Consider the following 18,251-nt stretch of genomic DNA (forward strand, 5'->3'; position numbering starts at 1 on the left):
ACGAAAAAAACAGTATCAGGAGGAGATCTCGGTTGAAGTCATTTGATCTGGTGATTGCCGGTGGTGGCATGGTTGGGGTGTCTCTGGCTCTGTCGCTGTCAAAAGCAGACTTGAAAATAGCGTTGGTTGATCAACAGTCGCTTTCGACTCCGGCGTTTTCTCCTGACAGTCCCTACGCACCCAGGGTCAGTGCCCTGACTGAAGCCTCCTCCCGATTATTTCGGCGACTGGGCGCATGGGATATTATGACCTCTCAGCGTGTTATGCCCTATCAGCACATGTATGTCTGGGACAGCGAAGGAACGGGTGAGATCGCGTTTGATGCCAGGTCGGTGGGTTTCAAGACGCTCGGAAGCATCGTTGAGAACGATGTGATTCGTCATGCGCTTCTGAAGCAGTTGGCGCAAACAGATATTGAGTGCTTTCCCAGTCAGTCAACCATTATCTACGAGTTGGGTGACCCCTGTCAGGTTCAGCTCGATAATGAAAAGATAGCAGCTCGTCTGCTGGTGGCTGCCGATGGTGCCGAGTCCACTCTGAGGAAGCGGTCGGGTATTCCTTCCAATCAGAAGGACTATCTCCATCATGCAGTGGTCACCACAGTCGAAACAGAGCAATATCATCGGGACACTGCCTGGCAGGTCTTCCTGAACACCGGGCCTTTAGCGTTTCTGCCTCTGCCCAGCCGGGGAGATAAGCACTACTGCTCTATTGTTTGGTCATTAGTTCCAGATAAGGCCGATGAAGTTCTGTCTCTGGATGATGAGGCTTTTTGTCAGGCTATAGAACTTGCTTTTGAATCCAGACTAGGGAAAGTGCTTTCAGCCGACCCCCGGTTTCGCTTTCCTCTCAAGCAGCGTTATGCCCGCCAATATCATCGAAATCGAATTGTGCTGGCAGGCGATGCGGCCCATACCATTCATCCTCTGGCCGGTCAGGGTGTGAACCTTGGATTGCAGGATGTGGAGGTTCTCTCTGAAGAAATCTTGCGAGCGGTTGAGCGTGGCGATGATTTTTCTGCCAGTCATATTCTGAATCGGTATGAGCGCAAAAGGATGGGTAGTAATCTGTTGATGATGAAGTCCATGGAGGGCTTGCAAAACCTCTTTGCCGCTGACGATATCGGTATTCGCTGGCTAAGGAATACAGGACTGAAGTGGACAAATAGTCTGCCTCTTGTCAAAGACATGTTGATCAAACATGCCATGGGTGTCTGATAATTACCTCAATCCATTCATATTTTCTAAACAGATGTCACTTTTCTTTCTATTCTCAGTAGTTTGATTCTTTAATTAATCAATCGGGAATATAGAATGAAAAAGTGGTTTCTCGTTTGGGGCGTATTGTGTTTTTCAATGACGCCCCTGGTTCAGGCTCAGCCAGAGTCTGGGGACTATCAAGATTATGTTGTCACACTGGTTCGTCATGGGGATCGCAGTCCAAGTAGTCCATTAAATCCCAAACTCTGGCCTATCGGGCCCGGTGAGATGACAGACACTGGTTTAAAACAGTGTTATGAAGCGGGTAAACATTTCAGGCGCACTCAACTCCCTGCCGGTTTTCCTTCCCGATGGAACCCAGAGCTCAGTTATCATCAGGCCCGGGGCCTGGACAGAACCATCCAGTGTGCCACCACCATGCTTCAGGCTATCTATCCTGACAGTCTGAAAACAGGCTCAGGCGATGAGTTTGCAATTGTCCCACCGGTTTATGCTTCTTTACCGCAAGACGATTATCTACTCGGATTCACTCAATCCTGCACTGGATTCAGAGCGCTGATCGCTGATATGCAAAAGAGCCCTTTGTGGCAAAAGAAGTTAGAAGAATTGGGGCTCGACAAGATCAGGCTCTGGGCAAAAGAGTCCGGGCAACAGCGAGCACCATCGCTTCACGCCATTATAGGCCTTGCCGATGCATTGAATGTCAGAAAGCTTCACAACATTCCTCTGCCAGAGTTCCTGAGTCCTCAGGATGAGCAGCAGCTTCTGGATCTGATAGATTGGTTTATGGCTCAAATAGTTAAAGACAGGCGTATGGTTCAGCTGGCCAGCCAGCACCTTATGAAGGCTATTGATCAACGCTATCAGCAGCATCAGACCTGTCTTGAAAACGGCAGAACTTCCTGTGAGTACTTCTATCTTTTAGCGGTCAGTGACACCAATATACTGGCTCTGTTGAGTGCTCTTGGAAGCCCGAGAGAGTTCAATGTTCCCTATACCAGTATGCTGACCCTGCGCTTTTCAGCCTCAAACAAGACTGTTCAAGCCTCATTGAATAACGAACCCCTGACACTTTCCTGTGGGACGACATGCTCTCTTGAACAATGGGGTCAGCTGGTCGCTTCTTTACAACGCTCTGACTGGACGGAATTGTGCCAGCTGAAGGAGCCTGCGGCTCATTCAACAATTTTTCCTGATATATCCACAGGAACTAAAGAAGAAAAATAACGATTTTTCTGAACTATATTTAACCAGCTCCGTCTAATGATATTAAGAACGCAGAATTTTGCCAGGAGCCTCTGGAACTTAAGACATGGCAATCCTGGCAGCTAATAGTTCTGTCATGTTGAACATTAGAAGTGCCCCTTGGGAAGGAGAAATGAATGCGTAGGTCAGTGCATGCAGGTTTCGTACCTGTTTTTTTATTATTTTTACTGCTTCAGGGTTGTGGCAAGCAACAGGAATGTCCGAAGGTAGCCCCATCAACGGGAGAGTCTGCCCGTCCGGTTGCTGAAGAAGAAGCTTATGATTGTACCACTGTTGATACCACTGATGCGCTCAAGCAAACATGGTGTGAGGCACGTGGAGTCTTTGATCAGAGTTCACTGGCTGGTGATGTTGCCAACTTTGGCAATTATCTGAAAGGTTACCGTCAGGGTGTTAACGATGCTCGCCTTGCTGAAACCAGTCAGGTCTCTCGGGAGGCCTTGGAAGGAAGGGCTGAAAAGCCTGATGAAGCGGGCTATCGTGCAGGCTATCAGCGAGTGGTTGATGCTCTGGGTATTATTGAGTACCACTGCAGCGATGGCGAAAAAGCCAGTGAATATAAGGATCGCTGGTGTGAGGCTGACGATGCCTATCGCATTGCCAGCGTTGGCAGCAGCGATAACCCGTTCCTGAGAGGGCGCTTTATTGACGGTTATATGGCCGGCGGTCGTGTCGCTCTGACCGTTCCTACTTCCATGGAAGCTTTCTTTAGTGGCGAAAACCCTGAAGGAAAGCAGTCTGCTATTCACAAGCAGGAAGGCGATGATGTTGAACCTAATGAGCAGGCTTTCTATCGCGGCTTTGATGAAGGCTACAAGGCGATGATTGCCAGTATCAGAGAGTCCATCAACGAGGTGATGCAGCAAATGCAGGTGCCCAACAACATGGAAATGCCAGAAGGTTTAATGCCTCCTCCACCCAATCAATAAGCTGCGAATGACCTTTGTTGAGATGAGAAGCCCGGTTATTTTTAATGACCGGCCATTCTTACTGAATGAGTTGATTTTGCTAAAATGATACACATCTGGTCACTGGCTCTGAGCCAGATGGCCACTCGGCCAATATCACTTGATTGAACATGAGGAATGGAGTCCAGAATGAATAAGGCCACCTTCTCTATCAGTCTGAATTCTCAGCAGGTATTACAGTATTATCAGGGCAAGAAGAACCGTGTCCAGGTCAATACCCGTGAGGGTTTTAGCATGAGCATTCCCTACGACGTCCTTCTCAAATTTGTTAGCCGTGAAGGTGTTCATGGTACTTTTGAAATCTCCTATGGATCGGACGGCAAGCTGGGAGAGCTTCGAAAGATTGGCTGAGGCTCTTTTCTGATTCTTCGTTGTATCCGTTTCGTCAATGTGCTGGCATATCTGTGCCAGCACACACTTCCTTGAGGATATTGGCCAGAGACTTTACGGCTGGCCCCGCATAATCCTGATCAGTGTAAATCAAGTATATCTCGTGGCGTCGGGAGCCATGAGGCTTAAGGTTTAAAGGTTTCAACACACCAGAGTCCATTTCCTGCTCTACGTGAGCGGTTGGCAGCCAGGCAAACCCCAGCCCCTGTGAAATCATTCTTACCGATGTGCTGATATGGCTGACGGTCCAGCGTTCTGTTGCTTCCAGCCATCCGGCATCCACTCTTTTGATGCCCGAGTCCCTGATGACAATCTGGCGGTGCTGTCTGAGGTCATCCAGGCTCAGAGGCCTGTCTAGCTGGTGCAACGGGTGATCCTTGTGAGCAACCGCCTTGAATGTAACTTTCATTAAAGGCTCTCCCATAAAACCCTGTGGCACGAGGCCACTGATCACCAGGTCTGCTTGACCGGTGGCCAACATGTCGGTAGTACCTGAAAGTGCCGTTTCTACCAGCTCAATATGGGTTTGCTGGCACTCTGATGACAGTCTTTTCAGACAGGTCGAGAGCAACTGGGGTGGAAAGATGACATCAACTCCCAGTGTGATGCGGCCTTCCCAGTCTTGGGACAGACTGTCAGCAACCTTTTCGATCGCATCGGACTCTTTCAGCAGGGACCGGGAGCGCCTGATCAGCACTTTTCCAGCTTCCGTTAATTCTGCCTTCCTGCCTTTGATGACCAGTATTTCAACATCAAGCTGCTGCTGCAGCTTATTTACGGCATAGCTGACGGTTGACTGGCTCTTGTGAAGGGCTTCTGCGGCTTGTGCGAAACCGCCATGTTCAACGACGGCATGGAGCATTCGCCATTGTTCAAGGGTGACTTTGGCCATGGATGATGAACTTTTGATCTAATAATTCGATATTTATAAGGGATATTTTGCGCTTTTTATTCGTAAAAATCGATATTAAATTAAGCTTAACCAAAGCAATCTAATAAACCGGAGATCATTATGAGCACCATCCTGCAAATCGATTCCAGTCTGTTTGGCTCAGAAGGACAGTCAGGGCAATTGGCCAGACAGTTTGTTGAAAAATACACCCGGAACCACACTGTGGAAAAGGTAATCTATCGTGATCTGGTGTCAGAACCGATTCCTCACCTGACAGCAGAAAGTTTTCAAGGCTTCAGCCTGTCAGAAGAAGAGCGCAATGAAAACCAGAAGTATATAGCCAGCTTGTCAGATCGTTTGATCAGAGAGTTGAATGAAGCCGATGTACTGGTGCTGGGATTGCCTCTCTACAACTTTACCATGCCATCAACCCTGAAGACTTACTTTGACCATATTGCCCGGGCAGGCATCACTTTCCGCTACACCGAACAGGGACCGCAGGGGCTTTTGAATGGCAAAAAGGCCTATATCCTGGCGGCCAGAGGGGGTGAGTATCAGGGTACACCCATGGATACACAAACCGCACTGATCAAGCATTTCCTTGGTTTTATCGGGATTACGGATGTCGAGTTCATCTATGCAGAAGGGCTCGCCAAAAGTGGCGACGCAAGAGAAGTCGCGCTGGGTAAAGCTGCAGAAAGAATAGATCAACTGGTGGCATAAAGTGATGCAAGCAAGAGGTTTGATCGAACTCGTACCCGCCCGTCCGGCTTCAGACGGAGCCGGAGTGAAACTCAAGAGAGTCATGGGGTCAGGGCAGCATAAGCTCATGGATCCCTTTTTGATGCTGGACGAAATCAGAGCTGACGGCTCTGGCGACCTGGGTGCCGGATTTCCGGCTCATCCTCACCGAGGCATCGAGACGGTGTCGTATATGAAAATGGGAGGATTCAGGCATGAAGATCATCTGGGTAACCAAAGGTCTATAAAGTCAGGTGGTGTTCAGTGGATGAAGTCTGGAAAGGGAATCGTTCATTCAGAGATGCCTGTTCTTGAAAATGATCAGCTGCATGGTTTCCAGATCTGGTTGAATATGCCCGCAGCCCGGAAAATGAGTGATCCTGAGTATCTTGATATCAGTGTGGAGAATTTCCCTGTACTGTCGTTTGAAGGTTGGTCTGCCAGATTGCTGCTGGGTGAAGTAGAGATTGATGGTCGTCAATTATCCGCACCACTGAAAAGAGAGGTAACGGATGCGCTGTTATTGGATGTATCGCTGAAAGCGGGCAGCACTATCAAGCTACCCATAGGTGACAAAAAACTGATGGTCTACGTCTATGAAGGTCAGGTAAAACTTCAGGCATCCACAGGTCAGGTCATCAGTCAATCAGAACTGGCGGTTTTCGCGCAAGGTGACGGACTTGAATTGGGTACTGAAAGTCAAGCTGGCTTTCTGATACTGGCGGGTAAACCATTGAATGAGCCTGTTGTGCAGTATGGACCTTTTGTTATGAACAGTCGCGAAGAAGTGATGCAGGCGGTTCGGGAGTACCAGAGTGGGGCGTTTTTGAGTTAGGAGCCTGCCTGCAGGCAGACTCCTGTAGAGAATCATGAGTAATGAAAAAAGTAATGATCAGGCCGCCGCCGTAATAATCAAATACTTTTCCATCAATTCATCGTGCGACTCTTCATTATCGGGGTCTTTGGGGATGCAATCGACCGGGCAAACCTGTTGGCATTGTGGCTCGTCGTAGTGACCTACACATTCCGTGCACAGGTTGGCGTCGATCTCGTAAATCTCTTCCCCGGGAGAGATCGCACTGTTCGGGCACTCCGGCTCACAGACATCGCAGTTAATGCAGTCATCAGTAATGATCAGGGACATGACGTAATCTCCAGTTCCGCGTGAGCGTTTCAGCTCAGGCGCCAGGCTCAGGGTGCACCATCAGCTACCGGGCTTGTGGGCCAAATTTGTCCTTCAGGGCTTCCTGAACACAGGGGGAGACGAACTTGTCGATATCTCCACCCAGTGAGGCTATCTCCCGTACCAGCGTAGAAGAAATATAGGAGTATTGCTCGGCAGGTGTCAGAAACAAGCTCTCTACTTTTGGTGCCAGAATCCGGTTCATGTTGGCCATCTGGAATTCGTATTCGAAGTCGGATACGGCCCTCAGGCCACGCAGAATCACAGTCGCTTTCTGCTCTTCCAGAAAGTGAGCCAGCAGGGAGCTGAAACCTGTTACCGAAACATTATCAAGGTGAGCTGTGACCTCTTCTGCCAGCTCAACACGTTTGGTCAGATCAAACAGAGGCTTCTTTTTAGGGCTTTCTGCTACCGCAATGACCACGTTGTCAAAAATTCTTGCTGCCCGTTCTACCAGGTCCAGATGGCCTTTGGTGATAGGGTCAAAAGTGCCAGGGTAGATTACTTTGCTCATTGAAGTGCATTTCCTGCTGATGTCCGGCGAAGCCTCTGAGCTCGGTTGACCAAAGTTTGCCAAGGTCATTATTCCGAAAGCTCTATGGCTTCACAGATGCCTGTAGTGAAGGACTGTGCGTCCTGATCTGCCCATTACAGACTGAAAATGGTTAAAACAGAGTTCTTCAATCTATGGATAACGAAGGCAGAATGGTATCGAAATCAATCAAAGGTGACAAACTACCTGAGTCAAAACAGCGTAATTAGGTGATAAATTGTTATTTTCAAGGACTTTGAGCACGAGAAGTATTCCGGACTATCGAATGACAGTCCGGACCAGAATGATCAGGAGCCTGACAGGAATTTTATCATCCTCTTCTTCAGCCAGCTGTTATAGGGAGGGAATACCAGCCGGACACTGTTAAAGCGACCTTTGGTAAAGACCGATTTTGCCTTGGACAGCGCCTGAAAACCCTCGTGTCCGTGATAATGGCCCATGCCGGAAGCGCCCACACCACCAAAAGGCATATCGTCGATGGCAACATGAAAAAGGGTTTCATTCAGGCAGACACCTCCTGAGTGAGTATGGGTCAGAACTTTGTCCTGAGTCTGTTTGTTTTCACCAAAATAATAAAGCGCCAGTGGACGTGGACGGCTATTGATGAACTGAATAGCTTCATCAATGCTGTCTACCCCGATGATGGGCAGCAGTGGACCAAAAATTTCTTCCTGCATGACGCTCATGTCTTCCGTAGCATTCAGAATCAGATGGGGAGGTAAACGACGGGAGCCATCGGTTATTTCCTCATTGTTGCCCACCCGAATCTCTGCCCCTTTGCTTTTGGCATCCTCAATGTGGCTGAGTAATCTTTGATGCTGTCTCTCGTTAATAATCGCAGTGTAATGCTGACTGTCATTCACTGAAGGATGCATGTTGCTGAAGGCCTTCAGGTAAGCTTCTACAAACTCTTCCTTGCGTTGTTGCTTGACCAGAACGTAATCAGGGGCGACGCAAGTCTGCCCCGCATTCATTGATTTTCCGTAGCAGACACGCTCGGCTACTTCCTGCATTGGGAAGTCTTCATCAATGATCACCGGGGATTTTCCCCCGAGTTCAAGGGTTACGGGGGTGAGATTTTTGGCCGCGGCCGTCATTACGTGTTTGCCGACCTGGGTAGAGCCGGTAAAGAGAATGTGGTCAAACGGTAGAGCGGTGAAAGCGGCTCCCACATCCGCTTCACCATTGACAACAGTGACCAGGTCAGCAGGGAAGATATCCGCAATCATCTCGGCAAACAGTCTGGAGGTAGCCGGAGTATACTCAGACATCTTGATCATTGCCCGGTTACCGGCAGCCAGGGCTGTAGCCAGGGGGCCTATGGCCAGAAAGAGAGGGTAGTTCCAGGGAACAACAATGCCGACAACGCCCAGAGGTTGATAAACCACCTTTGCCGCAGCCGGTTGTAGAGTGATTGCTACATGTCGCTTACTGGGCTTCATCCATTTAGCCAGATGCTTGCAACAGTAATCGATGGTTGAGAGGGATGGCATAAACTCGGCTAACAGGGATTCTGTTTCAGCACGGCCCTCAAAGTCCCTGTTTATGGCATCCACCAGGGCTTTCTGGTGTTTCTTCAAACCTTCTTTCAGCGTTTTCAGCCACTTCCTGCGTTGCTGAAGTGATGGGTTGGGTTGATTTTGAAAGGCTTTTTGCTGAGCCTCCAGAGATGTCTTCATCCTTGCGATCTGGCTGGAAGAATGATCGCTGGCGGTCATTTGATCCGATGAGGCAGTCTCTGTAGGCTGGTCAATTTCACTAAGGCTCATGGTGCAGGTCTCCTTCAGCCGATCTGGTTTCATTTTTTCGCAAGAGTCTGGCCGGGTAATGGGTTTTGATCATTTAGAGTAATTGCTCTAAAATTAAATTTAGCGATTTACTGACAGGATTTCAAGGGTATTTATGGCAGTTAAAACTCGTGATCGTATTTTGGACAAAGCTCTGGGGCTTTTTAATGACCGGGGTGAAAGGACGGTAACGACCAACCATATTGCCGCAGAGCTGGGGATTTCTCCCGGAAATCTCTATTACCACTTCAGGAATAAAGATGAGATTATCCACGCACTTTTTCAACGTTTGATAGACAACATTGCTGACAACATGATTATTCCGAAAGATCGTCCACTGACCTTTCAGGATAAGCGGACGTATCTGGAATTGGCCCTGGCCGGTATGTGGCAGTTTCGTTTTATCTATCGGGATGTTCATGGGGTTATGAGCAGGAGCAGAGAGCTTCGGTCTGCCTATCAACAGTTTGCAAGGCTCTCTCTGGAGACACTGGAAAAGATTATTGCCGGACTTGTGTTGTCAGGCTTTATGGAGGTGCCGGAGCATGAAATTGAAGCATTGGCGTTGAACAACTTCATGGTGCTCAGCAGTTGGCAGGAGGTGGTGACCTCAGCGTTTCTGGAAGAAAATGAATTGTTGCCAGAAAAACTGCACCGGAGAGTTTTCTATCAGATTCTGCTTATGGATCGGCCTTATGTCAGTGAAGCGGCCAGGGAGTCCTTTGCCGAATTGGAAGCAGAATATTTTGTGCCTATGAGGATTCCGGGTCGGTAAGGGATTACGGAGGAAATAAAAAGGAGCTGAGTGTATCAGCTCCTGCAGGTAAGACTAATCAGCAGATGCGATCGGCTTTATAGTAGACGTCAGCCTTGTCGAGACCGTTGTCAAAAGCGGTCTGGCCAGTGCGGTCAGATTTTCTCAGGTTTTCACGAGACTGCGCGGTTTCAGCTGGCAACAGGTGATCGACAGCGGCTTTCTCGCTCAGCAGTTCTTCTTCGGTATTCTTCATCATGCTCTGACCGTATTCGTTGATCTCCAGACCCTGAACGATCTGGTAGCTGCCGAATTCGCAGACACATGGGAAGGAATAGTAAATGCCTTTGGCTACGCCGTAGCTGCCGTCAGAGATGATGCCCATGCTGACGATTTCACCGTTGCTGCCCAGGGCCCAGTCACGCACGTGATCCAGAGCGGCTTGTGCGGCAGAAGCGGCGGAAGAGAGGCCGCGCCATTCAATGATTTCAGCACCACGTTTCTGAATGCGAGGTGTAAAATCTTCTTTGTACCATTGCTCGTCGATTTTGCTGATTGCCGACTCTTCACCCAGAACAGTCGCATGATGTACGTCAGGGTACATGGTTGGAGAGTGGTTACCCCAGACGCAAACACCGTCAATGTCGGATGGATTAACGCCCAGCTTGTTGCCCAGGATACCTTTGGCACGGTTGTGGTCCAGGCGGGTCATTGCGCAGAATTGGGAAGGATCCAGATCCGGAGCATTGCGGGAAAGAATCAGGCAGTTGGTGTTGGCCGGGTTACCCACCACCAGTGCTTTAACGTCGCGGTTTGCTACTTCATTCAGAGCCTTACCCTGCTCGGCGAAGATAACTGCGTTAGCTTCCAGCAGATCCGCACGCTCCATGCCCTTGCTTCGAGGACGCGCACCTACCAGCATGGCGTAATGAACACCACGGAATCCATCGAATGGGTTGTCGTGCAGGCTGATGCCGTGAACCAGCGGGAAAGCGCAGTCTTCGAGTTCCATGGCCACGCCACGCAGCTTGTCCATAGCCTGAGGAATCTCAACCAGTTGCAGAATCACCGGCTGATCCGCGCCCAGCATTTCACCAGCAGCAATTTTGAAAAGAAGAGAGTAACTGATGTTACCTGCTGCGCCTGTGACTGCGATACGGACGGGTTGTTTCATGTGACCACTCCTTAGAGTTCTCGTCTGAAAAGAGAGTGTTAGAATAATCTCAGCGGTGTGAAGGGTACCTAGAACGATAGGTTAAGTCCACTACCTGTGAGTGATGTTGTTTTCCAATGATAGGGTTTGTATCCATTATTCAGCCGTTTTTTGCTTACAGCGAACCTTGGCATTCAATACAATCTCTTTCTGCTCCTCCTGGCTGGCCCGGCTCCATCGGGCTATTTCTGTCCGGCTCCGAAAGCAGCCGGTACACACCTGGTCTTTATTGAGTGCACATTGGCGAATGCAGGGGGACTTTACTTTGCTCATCATTTTTATTACTTGTGTTCACTCAACACTCAACAGGTAATAACTCAGCTGGCCTGCAGTTTTGGTTTTCGTGACTGTCCAGTTTGAAGGTACGGGAAGAGGCGATAGTTCCTTTTCTACCTCAATGTAAATCAGACTGTCGCTGTGAATGTATCCATTTGAATTAAGCAGGCGACAAGTTTCTTCCAGCAGTTCCTGCCTGAATGGAGGGTCCAGAAAGATGAGATCGAAAGCCTTGTCTGCGGCTTGCTGTAGCCATTTCAGGCTGTCGGTGCGAATGACTCTGGCATTTTTTGCCTGAAGGGTTGTCAGGTTTTTGCCAAGCAGCGAGGCAGCCTCTGCTGCTGCCTCAAGCAGGGTGGCTTCTTTGGCGCCTCGGGAGAGTGACTCAAGGGCCAGGGCGCCTGTCCCACTGAAACAGTCCAGCACCCTGGCACCCGGAACATAGGGCATCAACCAGTTAAACAGGGTTTCTCTCACACGGTCCGAGGTGGGTCGCAAGCCCGGCAGGTTTGCCACAGGCAGCTTGCGACTGCGCCATTGTCCGCCAATGATTCTTAATTCTCCGCCACCTTTATTTGGGCGTTGCCTGATGGCTGCTCTTCGCGCCATTGATCACTCCGGTTGATGGCCTTAAAGCAGCGATTGTACATCAGTTGCCAAACGAGATAACCGCGGTTTCCCGAGAGATACCCGTACCTCATTGATGCTATTTTTCACCTTAAAAAGCTTCATTCGTAAATAGCTGTAAGATAGGATACACAATTCCGGAAGGCTGTCCGGGCATTATAACTGCTTCGACCAGCCTCCTGAGACCCACCTGCTTTAATACGGTGACCCTTTTAATCCATTCTGATGAAGTAGTTTATGTTCGGTTCTCGCAAAAGTGATGAGAAAACGGCGAAGCGACGTTTTTGGCCCTGGGGACGCAAAGAAGAGAAAAACAGCGAGCCTGCCCCGGTTATAGATGAGAGTCCGAAAACTGAGCCGACAGCAGCCTACCAGGAGACAGTTGTCCAGACAGAAGTCGAAGGGGCAGTTGCAGAAACAGCAGAAGAAACCGTTTCTGTTGAACCTGTAGAAATACAGGCTGAGAAGGTTGAGGAAAAAACGGAAGAGGCGGTCAAGGAGCCAAAAACTGAAACAGTTGCTACTCTTCCTTCTGTCCCGGAGAGGGGCGAGCCTCAGGAAGAGAAGAAAGGCTTCTTTGCTCGCATGAAGCGCGGGCTTGGCAAGACCCGTAGTGTATTTGTTGATGGTGTCGCGGAAATCTTTGTTGGTAAAAAAGAAATCGACGAAGATCTGCTGGAAGAGCTGGAAACACAGCTTCTGATATCGGATGTAGGCGTTGAAGCCACGACAGAAATTATCGGGAAACTGACCAAAAAAGTGAAATACCGCGAGCTGGGCGATGCCGATGCGTTGATCTCTGCCATGAAGGTTGAACTTAAGGAAATTCTCAAGCCTGCTGACCAGCCTTTAATTGTTGATGAGCAAAAAACGCCTTACGTCATTCTCGTTGTGGGTGTTAACGGTGTTGGTAAAACGACAACGATCGGTAAGGTAGCGCGTAAGCTTCAGGCTGAAGGGCGCAAAGTGATGCTGGCTGCAGGTGATACCTTTCGGGCTGCAGCTGTGGAGCAGCTGCAGGTCTGGGGCGAAAGGAATGATATCCCTGTGATTGCTCAGCATACCGGCGCTGACAGTGCATCTGTGCTTTATGACGCTTTTGAAGCAGCCAAGGCGCGTGGAGCGGATGTCTTGATTGCTGACACGGCCGGTCGCCTGCACAACAAAGATAACCTGATGGATGAGCTGCGCAAGGTTAAGAGGGTTCTGGGTAAGCTGGATGATTCGGCTCCCCACGAAGTGCTTCTGGTTCTGGATGCCGGCACAGGGCAGAATGCCCTCAATCAGGCCAGGATATTCCACGAAGCAGTTAACCTGACGGGTATGGCGCTTACCAAGCTGGACGGTACTGCAAAGGGTGGGGTTGTTTTTGCCTTGTCCAAACAGATGCAACTACCAATTCGCTTCCTGGGGGTGGGTGAGCAAATAGACGATTTGAGGCCTTTCTCTGCAGATGAGTTTGTAGAAGCTCTCTTCGACCCGGTTGAGCCTTAAACAATGAAAATAGAGCAGCAGGGAAGTTCTTAATGATACGCTTTGACAATGTCACCAAGCGTTATCCCGGAGGGCACGTGGGGTTGGAACAGACCAGCTTCCACCTGCATCGGGGTGAAATTGCTTTTCTTACCGGCCATTCCGGAGCCGGTAAGAGTACTCTGCTGAAACTCATCATGCTGATGGAGCAACCGACCTCTGGCAGTATCTGGGTGGGAGGGCACGATACCAGCAAGCTAAAGCGTGGCCAGATTCCTTATTTTCGTAGAAACATAGGTCTGGTTTTCCAGGATCACCAGCTGCTCTTTGATCGATCTGTGTTTGATAACGTTGCCTTGCCTCTGATCATTGCCGGAAACACTCACCATGAGTGCGCCGGCAGGGTTCGTGCTGCACTGGATATCGTGGGGCTTCTGGATAAGGAGAAAATGAATCCAGCTCAGCTGTCTGGTGGTCAACAGCAGCGCGTGGGGTTGGCGCGTGCGGTTGTTAACCGGCCTCCTCTGATTCTGGCCGACGAACCCACTGGCAATCTCGACCCTAATTTGTCCGCTGAAATCATGCAGCTGTTTGAAAGCTTTAATCAGGTAGGCGTTACTGTCCTGGTTGCCAGTCACGATCTGGCACTGGTAGCCCGCATGCGCCATCGTATTTTGACTCTGGATCAGGGGCATCTGGTTAATGATCAGGAGGTGCGTTAAAGCGTGTTTCCAAGAAAAAGTGTCAGAAACAAAGACGGTAGCCAAAAAAAACGGTCAGAGCCTACAGCGGCTAAAGACGCTGAAGCTGAAAGAGGGGCAGCCAGAAAGAAGGCAACAGGCTTCTCAATGGCTTATTTGAAAAGCCTGCACCGACAGGTAGCAGTTGACTCATTACGGCGCATCTTTAAGACGCCTTTTGCTTCTTTTCTGAATTGTCTGATGATTGCGGTAGCTTTTGCACTGCCTGCGATTCTTGTATTACTGTCCAATAATCTCCAGTCACTGGGGCATGAATGGGAAGGTCAGCCCAGAATCTCTCTCTATCTCGACAACAAGTTGGAGCGTGACGAGGTCAATCGCCTCAAGGTTGAAGCCAGAGACGATCCGGATATTGATCAGTTTCTTTATATCAGTCCAGATGAGGGGTTGAGTGACTTTCAGGAAAGGGCCCGGATGAAAGGGGTTATCGATGCCCTGGGCTTTAATCCTTTGCCGGGTGTTCTGGAGCTTACACCCCGGAATGGGCTCAGTGCTGAACAACTCAATGAACTTTTGAGAAAATATCGGGTCAAAGAAGGAGTTATGGAGGCACTGCTGGATCAGGAATGGATTAAGCGACTTGAGTCTATGACTCAATTGCTCGAGCGTTTTACTCTCATACTATCAGTGCTTCTTGGAATCATTGTGCTTTTAACGATAGGCAACACTGTGCGTCTCAGCGTTGAGAGTCGCAGGGCTGAAATCAAAGTGATCAAGCTCGTGGGTGGAACCGATGGTTTTGTTACATTGCCATTTCTTTATATGGGGATGTGGTATGGGCTGGGAGGGGCTTTGTTGGCCCTGCTGATTATTCTGGGTGTGCTGGCTGGTTTGGTGTCAGAAGTATTAGAACTCGCCGCCCTCTACGGCAGCAGCTATACGCCTCAAGGGCCCGGCTTTTCAATGTTCTTCTCATTATTGGCCTCGGGTATTTTCCTGGGGGTGGCAGGAGCAGCATTGAGCTGCTATCGTCATGTTCGAACAATAGAAGAGCGGCCCTAGAGGGTATGTTTGGCAAGAGTAGGCGGGTTAAGCGTGTTTTTATAGCGTTTTTATCGCAAAAGAGCGTAAAGTAGCTAGGGTCGTAAAGCCCGGTTTTTGTTATTATTTAATCGAAGGCCAGTCTGTTGTTTTTCTATACGCCATGGGCATTTGGAGTTTGAATTTAAGTAGAGTGCTGAATCGGCACTTACAATGGAGTTATTCATGGGAACCAGTATACAACCAGTCGATATGTTAGTCCCGGGGCAAAATATTGATGCCTACGTAACAGGGGTCAGCGCTATTGCTGTGTTGTCTGCTGACCAGGAAAAGGTTTTGGCGGAGCGTCTCTACTACAAGAACGATCTGGAAGCTGCCCGTCAGTTGGTTATGTCTCATCTGCGTTTTGTCGTCCATATTGCCAGAAGCTACAGTGGCTATGGGCTTCCCCTGGCTGACCTGATTCAGGAAGGGAATGTGGGCTTGATGAAAGCCGTAAAACGTTTCAATCCGGAGGTGGGTGTTCGTCTGGTCTCTTTTGCAGTGCACTGGGTGAAGGCTGAAATCCATGAGTTTATCCTGAAAAACTGGCGTATTGTGAAGGTGGCTACCACCAAGGCACAGCGCAAGCTGTTTTTTAATCTTCGCAGTTCCAAAAAACACCTCTCCTGGCTCAGTAATGATGAAGTTAAGGCCGTAGCCAATGACTTGGGTGTCGAGGCCAAAGTGGTTCGTGAAATGGAAGGTCGAATGGCCGGCCATGATACCGCCTTTGATGGCTATGCCGATGACAGTGATGACAACGGCAGCTACGCAGCACCTGCTCACTATCTGGAAGACCAGCGAGCAGATCCGGCACGCCTTTTAGAAGATTCAGATTGGTCCGAGTCTTCGGTGAACCTGTTGAGAAATGCTCTGGCAACATTGGATGAGCGCAGCCGCGATATCCTTCAGAAGCGCTGGCTCAATGAAGATAAGGCGACTCTTCATGAACTGGCAGACCACTATGGCGTTTCAGCTGAGCGAATCAGACAACTGGAAAAGAATGCAATGACAAAGGTTAAAGGTTCTATGGAGGCCTGGTCTGGCTAGACAGGTGCTTGATGTTCCATAAACACCCGCACCCTGTTGCGGGTGTTTTCGTTCTGTAGATGAACTAATAGAGGATAGGCGGTGTTTTTATCTATAGTTTCTCTATAAAGCCATTCGAATAAGACAGAGACTCTGCAATTCAGGATGAAGCAATGATAGAACGCCCGGAAACGCCTTCTCCCAGTCGGCAACCCTCTGAAACTCCCAAACAGATAGCCCAGTCAAGGATTTTCAGGATTTTTGGTTATGAAATAAAGTTTTTTGAGTATCTGGGCAAAAAGCTGATTGCTGTTGGAAGAGGTTTTAAAAGATTCGGGCGAAGACTGATTCGCGTTCGGCTGATAAAAAGCTTTGATGCCCAGCCCAAACTGCAGTCAGCTCATCAAGCTTTAGTTCGGTCTGAATCACCTGTTCTCACAACAAGGTCTGGTAACTTTCAGGAAAAACCAGAGCTTCGTCAGGCCAGAAGAAAGGAGCTGCAATTAAAAAATGAAGCTCAGGCCGTCAAGTCAATGCATTCACTGATCTTAGCCATTCAAACTGAGGATGTTGCCAGAGCTGTTTATTCTCTCTACGACCTGAGACAAACTCTGGCTTTAAAAACTACGCTTCAGGGCAAGGAGTCATTTGATGTCACGGATCTGATGGAGCATACAAAGTCAGCTATCGATTCAATGGTTCTTGATGCCCCTGATCTGAAGCGTTTAAGTAACAAAAAGTCTTTTCTTGCTGAGCTGATGGCTCTGTTACGGATGATGGATGCAGGAGTGTATCAAGGGGAGTTGATCAGCTCGCTTATATCCAAAAGTGCCACGGGCTGTCTCATAAGGCCCAATCCCCTATTGATAGTTCAGGAAACGTTTTTTCCGGATTTTGATCTATTGTCCGAGAGTGAGAAATACACCGCAGCAAATATGGACCCTCGTAAGATCAGTCTCTGCTTTGCAACACTGAAAAGTTGTCGTACTCGATTAGAGGAAGAGGCAGATAATCTTGTGAGTTGTATGCTGGATGGGGCTGTTGAGCGTTTGCCGGAGCAGATTGACCATTTTATGAGAGCTTCGTGCACAACCATCAGGGAGCAAGTAGAAGAAATAAGCCTTGAAAGAATCAAGGCTTACATGAAGAAGAATATCTGGAGTATGGTGATTCCGGATGGCGTTAATCAACAACTCCGGGGAGTTTGCCAACGACAGGAAAGTAAACTGCTGCAATACCTGGCAGCTGTTCAAGAGCTGTCATCTAAGTCTTCTGGCAATGAGTTGGTTGATTTCAGGATCGGAGTGGCAAAAGAGCTTAATGATTTGATCTGTCGACAACTGGATCTTGGGGAGGAAGATGAACCAGAGGAGTTGGCAGCAGCGCAAAGAGAGTTGTGGCTGTTGAAGGAAAGAAAAGAACTCTCAGAAGAAAATGTATCAAGAAAGGTATTTTTGGAAAGGCGTATTCAGCAGTTAATTGGTGAGAAGGAGTCCAGAGGACGTTCATTGGTTCATCTGGAAAGGTCGGGCGTTAAGGCCAGTCCCGAAATGGTTGAACAATTGAAGGAACGCTTTGAGCGACCTTTTAAATTTGATCTTTTCAATGAAGGAGAAAATGGTTTTCAGTCGTTTTGAAATAACTCGTTGACCTACCTCTTAAGCTCCGTATAATGCACCTCCACTGATCGGGGCATCGCTCTTAAGGATACATTCTTGACGAGCACGCAGCGATCCATTGCGACACCGTTCAAAACGGTGATTGACAATCGGATCGAACAGCGTAGAATGCACCGCCGCTGAGACGGAAATGCAGCGCTTACCGAGTGAGTGAATGTGGTCTCGGCAAGTTGAAAAGTGGCTCGTAAAACAATCACTTGACAACGAACGGCGCCGAGGTAATATGTGCGCCTCGCTGAACAGCGCTGATCGCTGCTTCGGCTGGTTAAAGCCTTCATGTTTTAATCCAGTTCTTTAACAAATTATCAGACAATTCGTGTGGGCGCTTGTGCGAATGGCATCGGTCAACAGAGCTTTGCTCTGGAATGATTTAAATGCTGATCAAGCAAGCGAACATACTCGTTAATTCTACTGTC

General features: G+C 49.0%; 19 protein-coding genes. 12 read left to right on the forward strand and 7 right to left on the reverse strand.

Translation table 11 applies throughout. The features are described from left to right. The first annotated feature begins 32 nt into the window (after window positions 1-32). The 4 genes from KBW69_RS12060 to KBW69_RS12075 all read left to right on the forward strand — a co-directional run bounded on the left by KBW69_RS12060 (window position 33) and on the right by KBW69_RS12075 (window position 3,805). On the forward strand, window positions 33-1,217 hold the full coding sequence (locus KBW69_RS12060; RefSeq protein WP_257281032.1) for an FAD-dependent monooxygenase: 1,185 nt from the start codon (window positions 33-35) through the stop codon (window positions 1,215-1,217). Between the two features lie 96 nt (window positions 1,218-1,313). Continuing rightward, on the forward strand, window positions 1,314-2,447 hold the full coding sequence (locus tag KBW69_RS12065; RefSeq protein ID WP_257281033.1) for a histidine phosphatase family protein: 1,134 nt from the start codon (window positions 1,314-1,316) through the stop codon (window positions 2,445-2,447). A 155-nt stretch (window positions 2,448-2,602) separates the two neighbouring features. After that, a complete protein-coding gene (locus KBW69_RS12070) occupies window positions 2,603-3,415 on the forward strand; it encodes a hypothetical protein (protein ID WP_257281035.1) in 813 nt (270 codons plus the stop codon). A gap of 168 nt (window positions 3,416-3,583) precedes the next feature. Further along, window positions 3,584-3,805, forward strand: coding sequence for a DUF2835 domain-containing protein (locus KBW69_RS12075; protein WP_257253845.1), 222 nt, complete (start codon window positions 3,584-3,586; stop codon window positions 3,803-3,805). A gap of 34 nt (window positions 3,806-3,839) precedes the next feature. Here the strand turns inward: KBW69_RS12075 and KBW69_RS12080 are convergent, their stop codons facing one another. Continuing rightward, on the reverse strand, window positions 3,840-4,736 hold the full coding sequence (locus tag KBW69_RS12080; protein ID WP_257253848.1) for a LysR family transcriptional regulator: 897 nt from the start codon (window positions 4,734-4,736) through the stop codon (window positions 3,840-3,842). Between the two features lie 120 nt (window positions 4,737-4,856). Here KBW69_RS12080 and KBW69_RS12085 point away from each other — a divergent pair, with 120 nt between their 5' ends. Continuing rightward, complete coding sequence (locus tag KBW69_RS12085) at window positions 4,857-5,459, forward strand: FMN-dependent NADH-azoreductase (protein ID WP_257281036.1); 603 nt, start codon at window positions 4,857-4,859, stop codon at window positions 5,457-5,459. A 4-nt stretch (window positions 5,460-5,463) separates the two neighbouring features. Further along, the gene (locus KBW69_RS12090) at window positions 5,464-6,312 is read left to right on the forward strand and encodes a pirin family protein (RefSeq protein WP_257281037.1); all 849 of its coding nucleotides are present in this window, start codon (window positions 5,464-5,466) and stop codon (window positions 6,310-6,312) included. A 57-nt stretch (window positions 6,313-6,369) separates the two neighbouring features. On the opposite strand, the gene KBW69_RS12095 is transcribed toward KBW69_RS12090, so the two are convergent. The 3 genes from KBW69_RS12095 to KBW69_RS12105 form a co-directional block, all read right to left on the reverse strand. Next, window positions 6,370-6,621 (reverse strand): YfhL family 4Fe-4S dicluster ferredoxin, encoded by a 252-nt coding sequence (locus tag KBW69_RS12095; protein WP_257281038.1) that lies wholly within the window; start codon window positions 6,619-6,621, stop codon window positions 6,370-6,372. Between the two features lie 64 nt (window positions 6,622-6,685). Then, window positions 6,686-7,174: a pantetheine-phosphate adenylyltransferase gene (gene coaD / locus KBW69_RS12100; RefSeq protein WP_257281039.1), complete on the reverse strand. Its 489-nt coding sequence runs from the start codon at window positions 7,172-7,174 to the stop codon at window positions 6,686-6,688. A 326-nt stretch (window positions 7,175-7,500) separates the two neighbouring features. Beyond that, window positions 7,501-8,982 (reverse strand): coniferyl aldehyde dehydrogenase, encoded by a 1,482-nt coding sequence (locus tag KBW69_RS12105; protein ID WP_257281040.1) that lies wholly within the window; start codon window positions 8,980-8,982, stop codon window positions 7,501-7,503. 133 nt (window positions 8,983-9,115) lie between these two features. Between KBW69_RS12105 and KBW69_RS12110 the strand changes: the two genes are divergently transcribed. Further along, a complete protein-coding gene (locus tag KBW69_RS12110) occupies window positions 9,116-9,775 on the forward strand; it encodes a TetR/AcrR family transcriptional regulator (RefSeq protein WP_257281041.1) in 660 nt (219 codons plus the stop codon). A gap of 58 nt (window positions 9,776-9,833) precedes the next feature. On the opposite strand, the gene KBW69_RS12115 is transcribed toward KBW69_RS12110, so the two are convergent. The 3 genes from KBW69_RS12115 to rsmD all read right to left on the reverse strand — a co-directional run bounded on the left by KBW69_RS12115 (window position 9,834) and on the right by rsmD (window position 11,852). Beyond that, a complete protein-coding gene (locus KBW69_RS12115; protein WP_257281042.1) occupies window positions 9,834-10,928 on the reverse strand; it encodes a malate dehydrogenase in 1,095 nt (364 codons plus the stop codon). A 135-nt stretch (window positions 10,929-11,063) separates the two neighbouring features. Next, window positions 11,064-11,243, reverse strand: a complete 180-nt coding sequence (locus KBW69_RS12120; RefSeq protein ID WP_257288020.1) for a DUF1289 domain-containing protein — start codon at window positions 11,241-11,243, stop codon at window positions 11,064-11,066. Window positions 11,244-11,258: 15 nt separating this feature from the next. Beyond that, a complete protein-coding gene (rsmD, locus tag KBW69_RS12125; protein WP_257281043.1) occupies window positions 11,259-11,852 on the reverse strand; it encodes a 16S rRNA (guanine(966)-N(2))-methyltransferase RsmD in 594 nt (197 codons plus the stop codon). Window positions 11,853-12,107: 255 nt separating this feature from the next. Here rsmD and ftsY point away from each other — a divergent pair, with 255 nt between their 5' ends. The 5 genes from ftsY to KBW69_RS12150 all read left to right on the forward strand — a co-directional run bounded on the left by ftsY (window position 12,108) and on the right by KBW69_RS12150 (window position 17,793). Then, entirely contained in the window at window positions 12,108-13,364 is a 1,257-nt protein-coding gene (gene ftsY, locus KBW69_RS12130; protein ID WP_257281044.1) for a signal recognition particle-docking protein FtsY, read from the forward strand. A gap of 32 nt (window positions 13,365-13,396) precedes the next feature. Next, window positions 13,397-14,065 (forward strand): cell division ATP-binding protein FtsE, encoded by a 669-nt coding sequence (gene ftsE, locus KBW69_RS12135; protein WP_257281045.1) that lies wholly within the window; start codon window positions 13,397-13,399, stop codon window positions 14,063-14,065. 3 nt (window positions 14,066-14,068) lie between these two features. Continuing rightward, complete coding sequence (ftsX, locus tag KBW69_RS12140) at window positions 14,069-15,106, forward strand: permease-like cell division protein FtsX (RefSeq protein ID WP_257281046.1); 1,038 nt, start codon at window positions 14,069-14,071, stop codon at window positions 15,104-15,106. Window positions 15,107-15,310: 204 nt separating this feature from the next. Further along, entirely contained in the window at window positions 15,311-16,177 is an 867-nt protein-coding gene (gene rpoH / locus KBW69_RS12145) for an RNA polymerase sigma factor RpoH (RefSeq protein ID WP_257281047.1), read from the forward strand. A gap of 152 nt (window positions 16,178-16,329) precedes the next feature. Then, window positions 16,330-17,793, forward strand: coding sequence for a hypothetical protein (locus KBW69_RS12150; protein ID WP_257281048.1), 1,464 nt, complete (start codon window positions 16,330-16,332; stop codon window positions 17,791-17,793). Window positions 17,794-18,251: the final 458 nt, after the last annotated feature.

Origin of the sequence: Endozoicomonas sp. ISHI1, assembly GCF_024606225.1 — a bacterium.
Classification (GTDB): Bacteria; Pseudomonadota; Gammaproteobacteria; order Pseudomonadales; family Endozoicomonadaceae; genus Endozoicomonas_A.

What these genes read in the sequence shown, in the direction of transcription:
- KBW69_RS12070 (WP_257281035.1), top strand. Translation starts at nt 2,603, where the DNA reads ATGCGTAGGTCAGTGCATGCAGGTTTCGTACCTGTTTTTTTATTATTT.
- KBW69_RS12095 (WP_257281038.1), bottom strand. Translation starts at nt 6,621, where the DNA reads ATGTCCCTGATCATTACTGATGACTGCATTAACTGCGATGTCTGTGAG.
- KBW69_RS12065 (WP_257281033.1), top strand. Translation starts at nt 1,314, where the DNA reads ATGAAAAAGTGGTTTCTCGTTTGGGGCGTATTGTGTTTTTCAATGACG.
- KBW69_RS12150 (WP_257281048.1), top strand. Translation starts at nt 16,330, where the DNA reads ATGATAGAACGCCCGGAAACGCCTTCTCCCAGTCGGCAACCCTCTGAA.
- coaD (WP_257281039.1), bottom strand. Translation starts at nt 7,174, where the DNA reads ATGAGCAAAGTAATCTACCCTGGCACTTTTGACCCTATCACCAAAGGC.
- KBW69_RS12120 (WP_257288020.1), bottom strand. Translation starts at nt 11,243, where the DNA reads ATGATGAGCAAAGTAAAGTCCCCCTGCATTCGCCAATGTGCACTCAAT.
- KBW69_RS12110 (WP_257281041.1), top strand. Translation starts at nt 9,116, where the DNA reads ATGGCAGTTAAAACTCGTGATCGTATTTTGGACAAAGCTCTGGGGCTT.
- KBW69_RS12080 (WP_257253848.1), bottom strand. Translation starts at nt 4,736, where the DNA reads ATGGCCAAAGTCACCCTTGAACAATGGCGAATGCTCCATGCCGTCGTT.
- rpoH (WP_257281047.1), top strand. Translation starts at nt 15,311, where the DNA reads ATGGGAACCAGTATACAACCAGTCGATATGTTAGTCCCGGGGCAAAAT.
- ftsY (WP_257281044.1), top strand. Translation starts at nt 12,108, where the DNA reads ATGTTCGGTTCTCGCAAAAGTGATGAGAAAACGGCGAAGCGACGTTTT.
- rsmD (WP_257281043.1), bottom strand. Translation starts at nt 11,852, where the DNA reads ATGGCGCGAAGAGCAGCCATCAGGCAACGCCCAAATAAAGGTGGCGGA.
- KBW69_RS12090 (WP_257281037.1), top strand. Translation starts at nt 5,464, where the DNA reads ATGCAAGCAAGAGGTTTGATCGAACTCGTACCCGCCCGTCCGGCTTCA.
- KBW69_RS12085 (WP_257281036.1), top strand. Translation starts at nt 4,857, where the DNA reads ATGAGCACCATCCTGCAAATCGATTCCAGTCTGTTTGGCTCAGAAGGA.
- KBW69_RS12115 (WP_257281042.1), bottom strand. Translation starts at nt 10,928, where the DNA reads ATGAAACAACCCGTCCGTATCGCAGTCACAGGCGCAGCAGGTAACATC.
- KBW69_RS12105 (WP_257281040.1), bottom strand. Translation starts at nt 8,982, where the DNA reads ATGAGCCTTAGTGAAATTGACCAGCCTACAGAGACTGCCTCATCGGAT.
- ftsE (WP_257281045.1), top strand. Translation starts at nt 13,397, where the DNA reads ATGATACGCTTTGACAATGTCACCAAGCGTTATCCCGGAGGGCACGTG.
- KBW69_RS12075 (WP_257253845.1), top strand. Translation starts at nt 3,584, where the DNA reads ATGAATAAGGCCACCTTCTCTATCAGTCTGAATTCTCAGCAGGTATTA.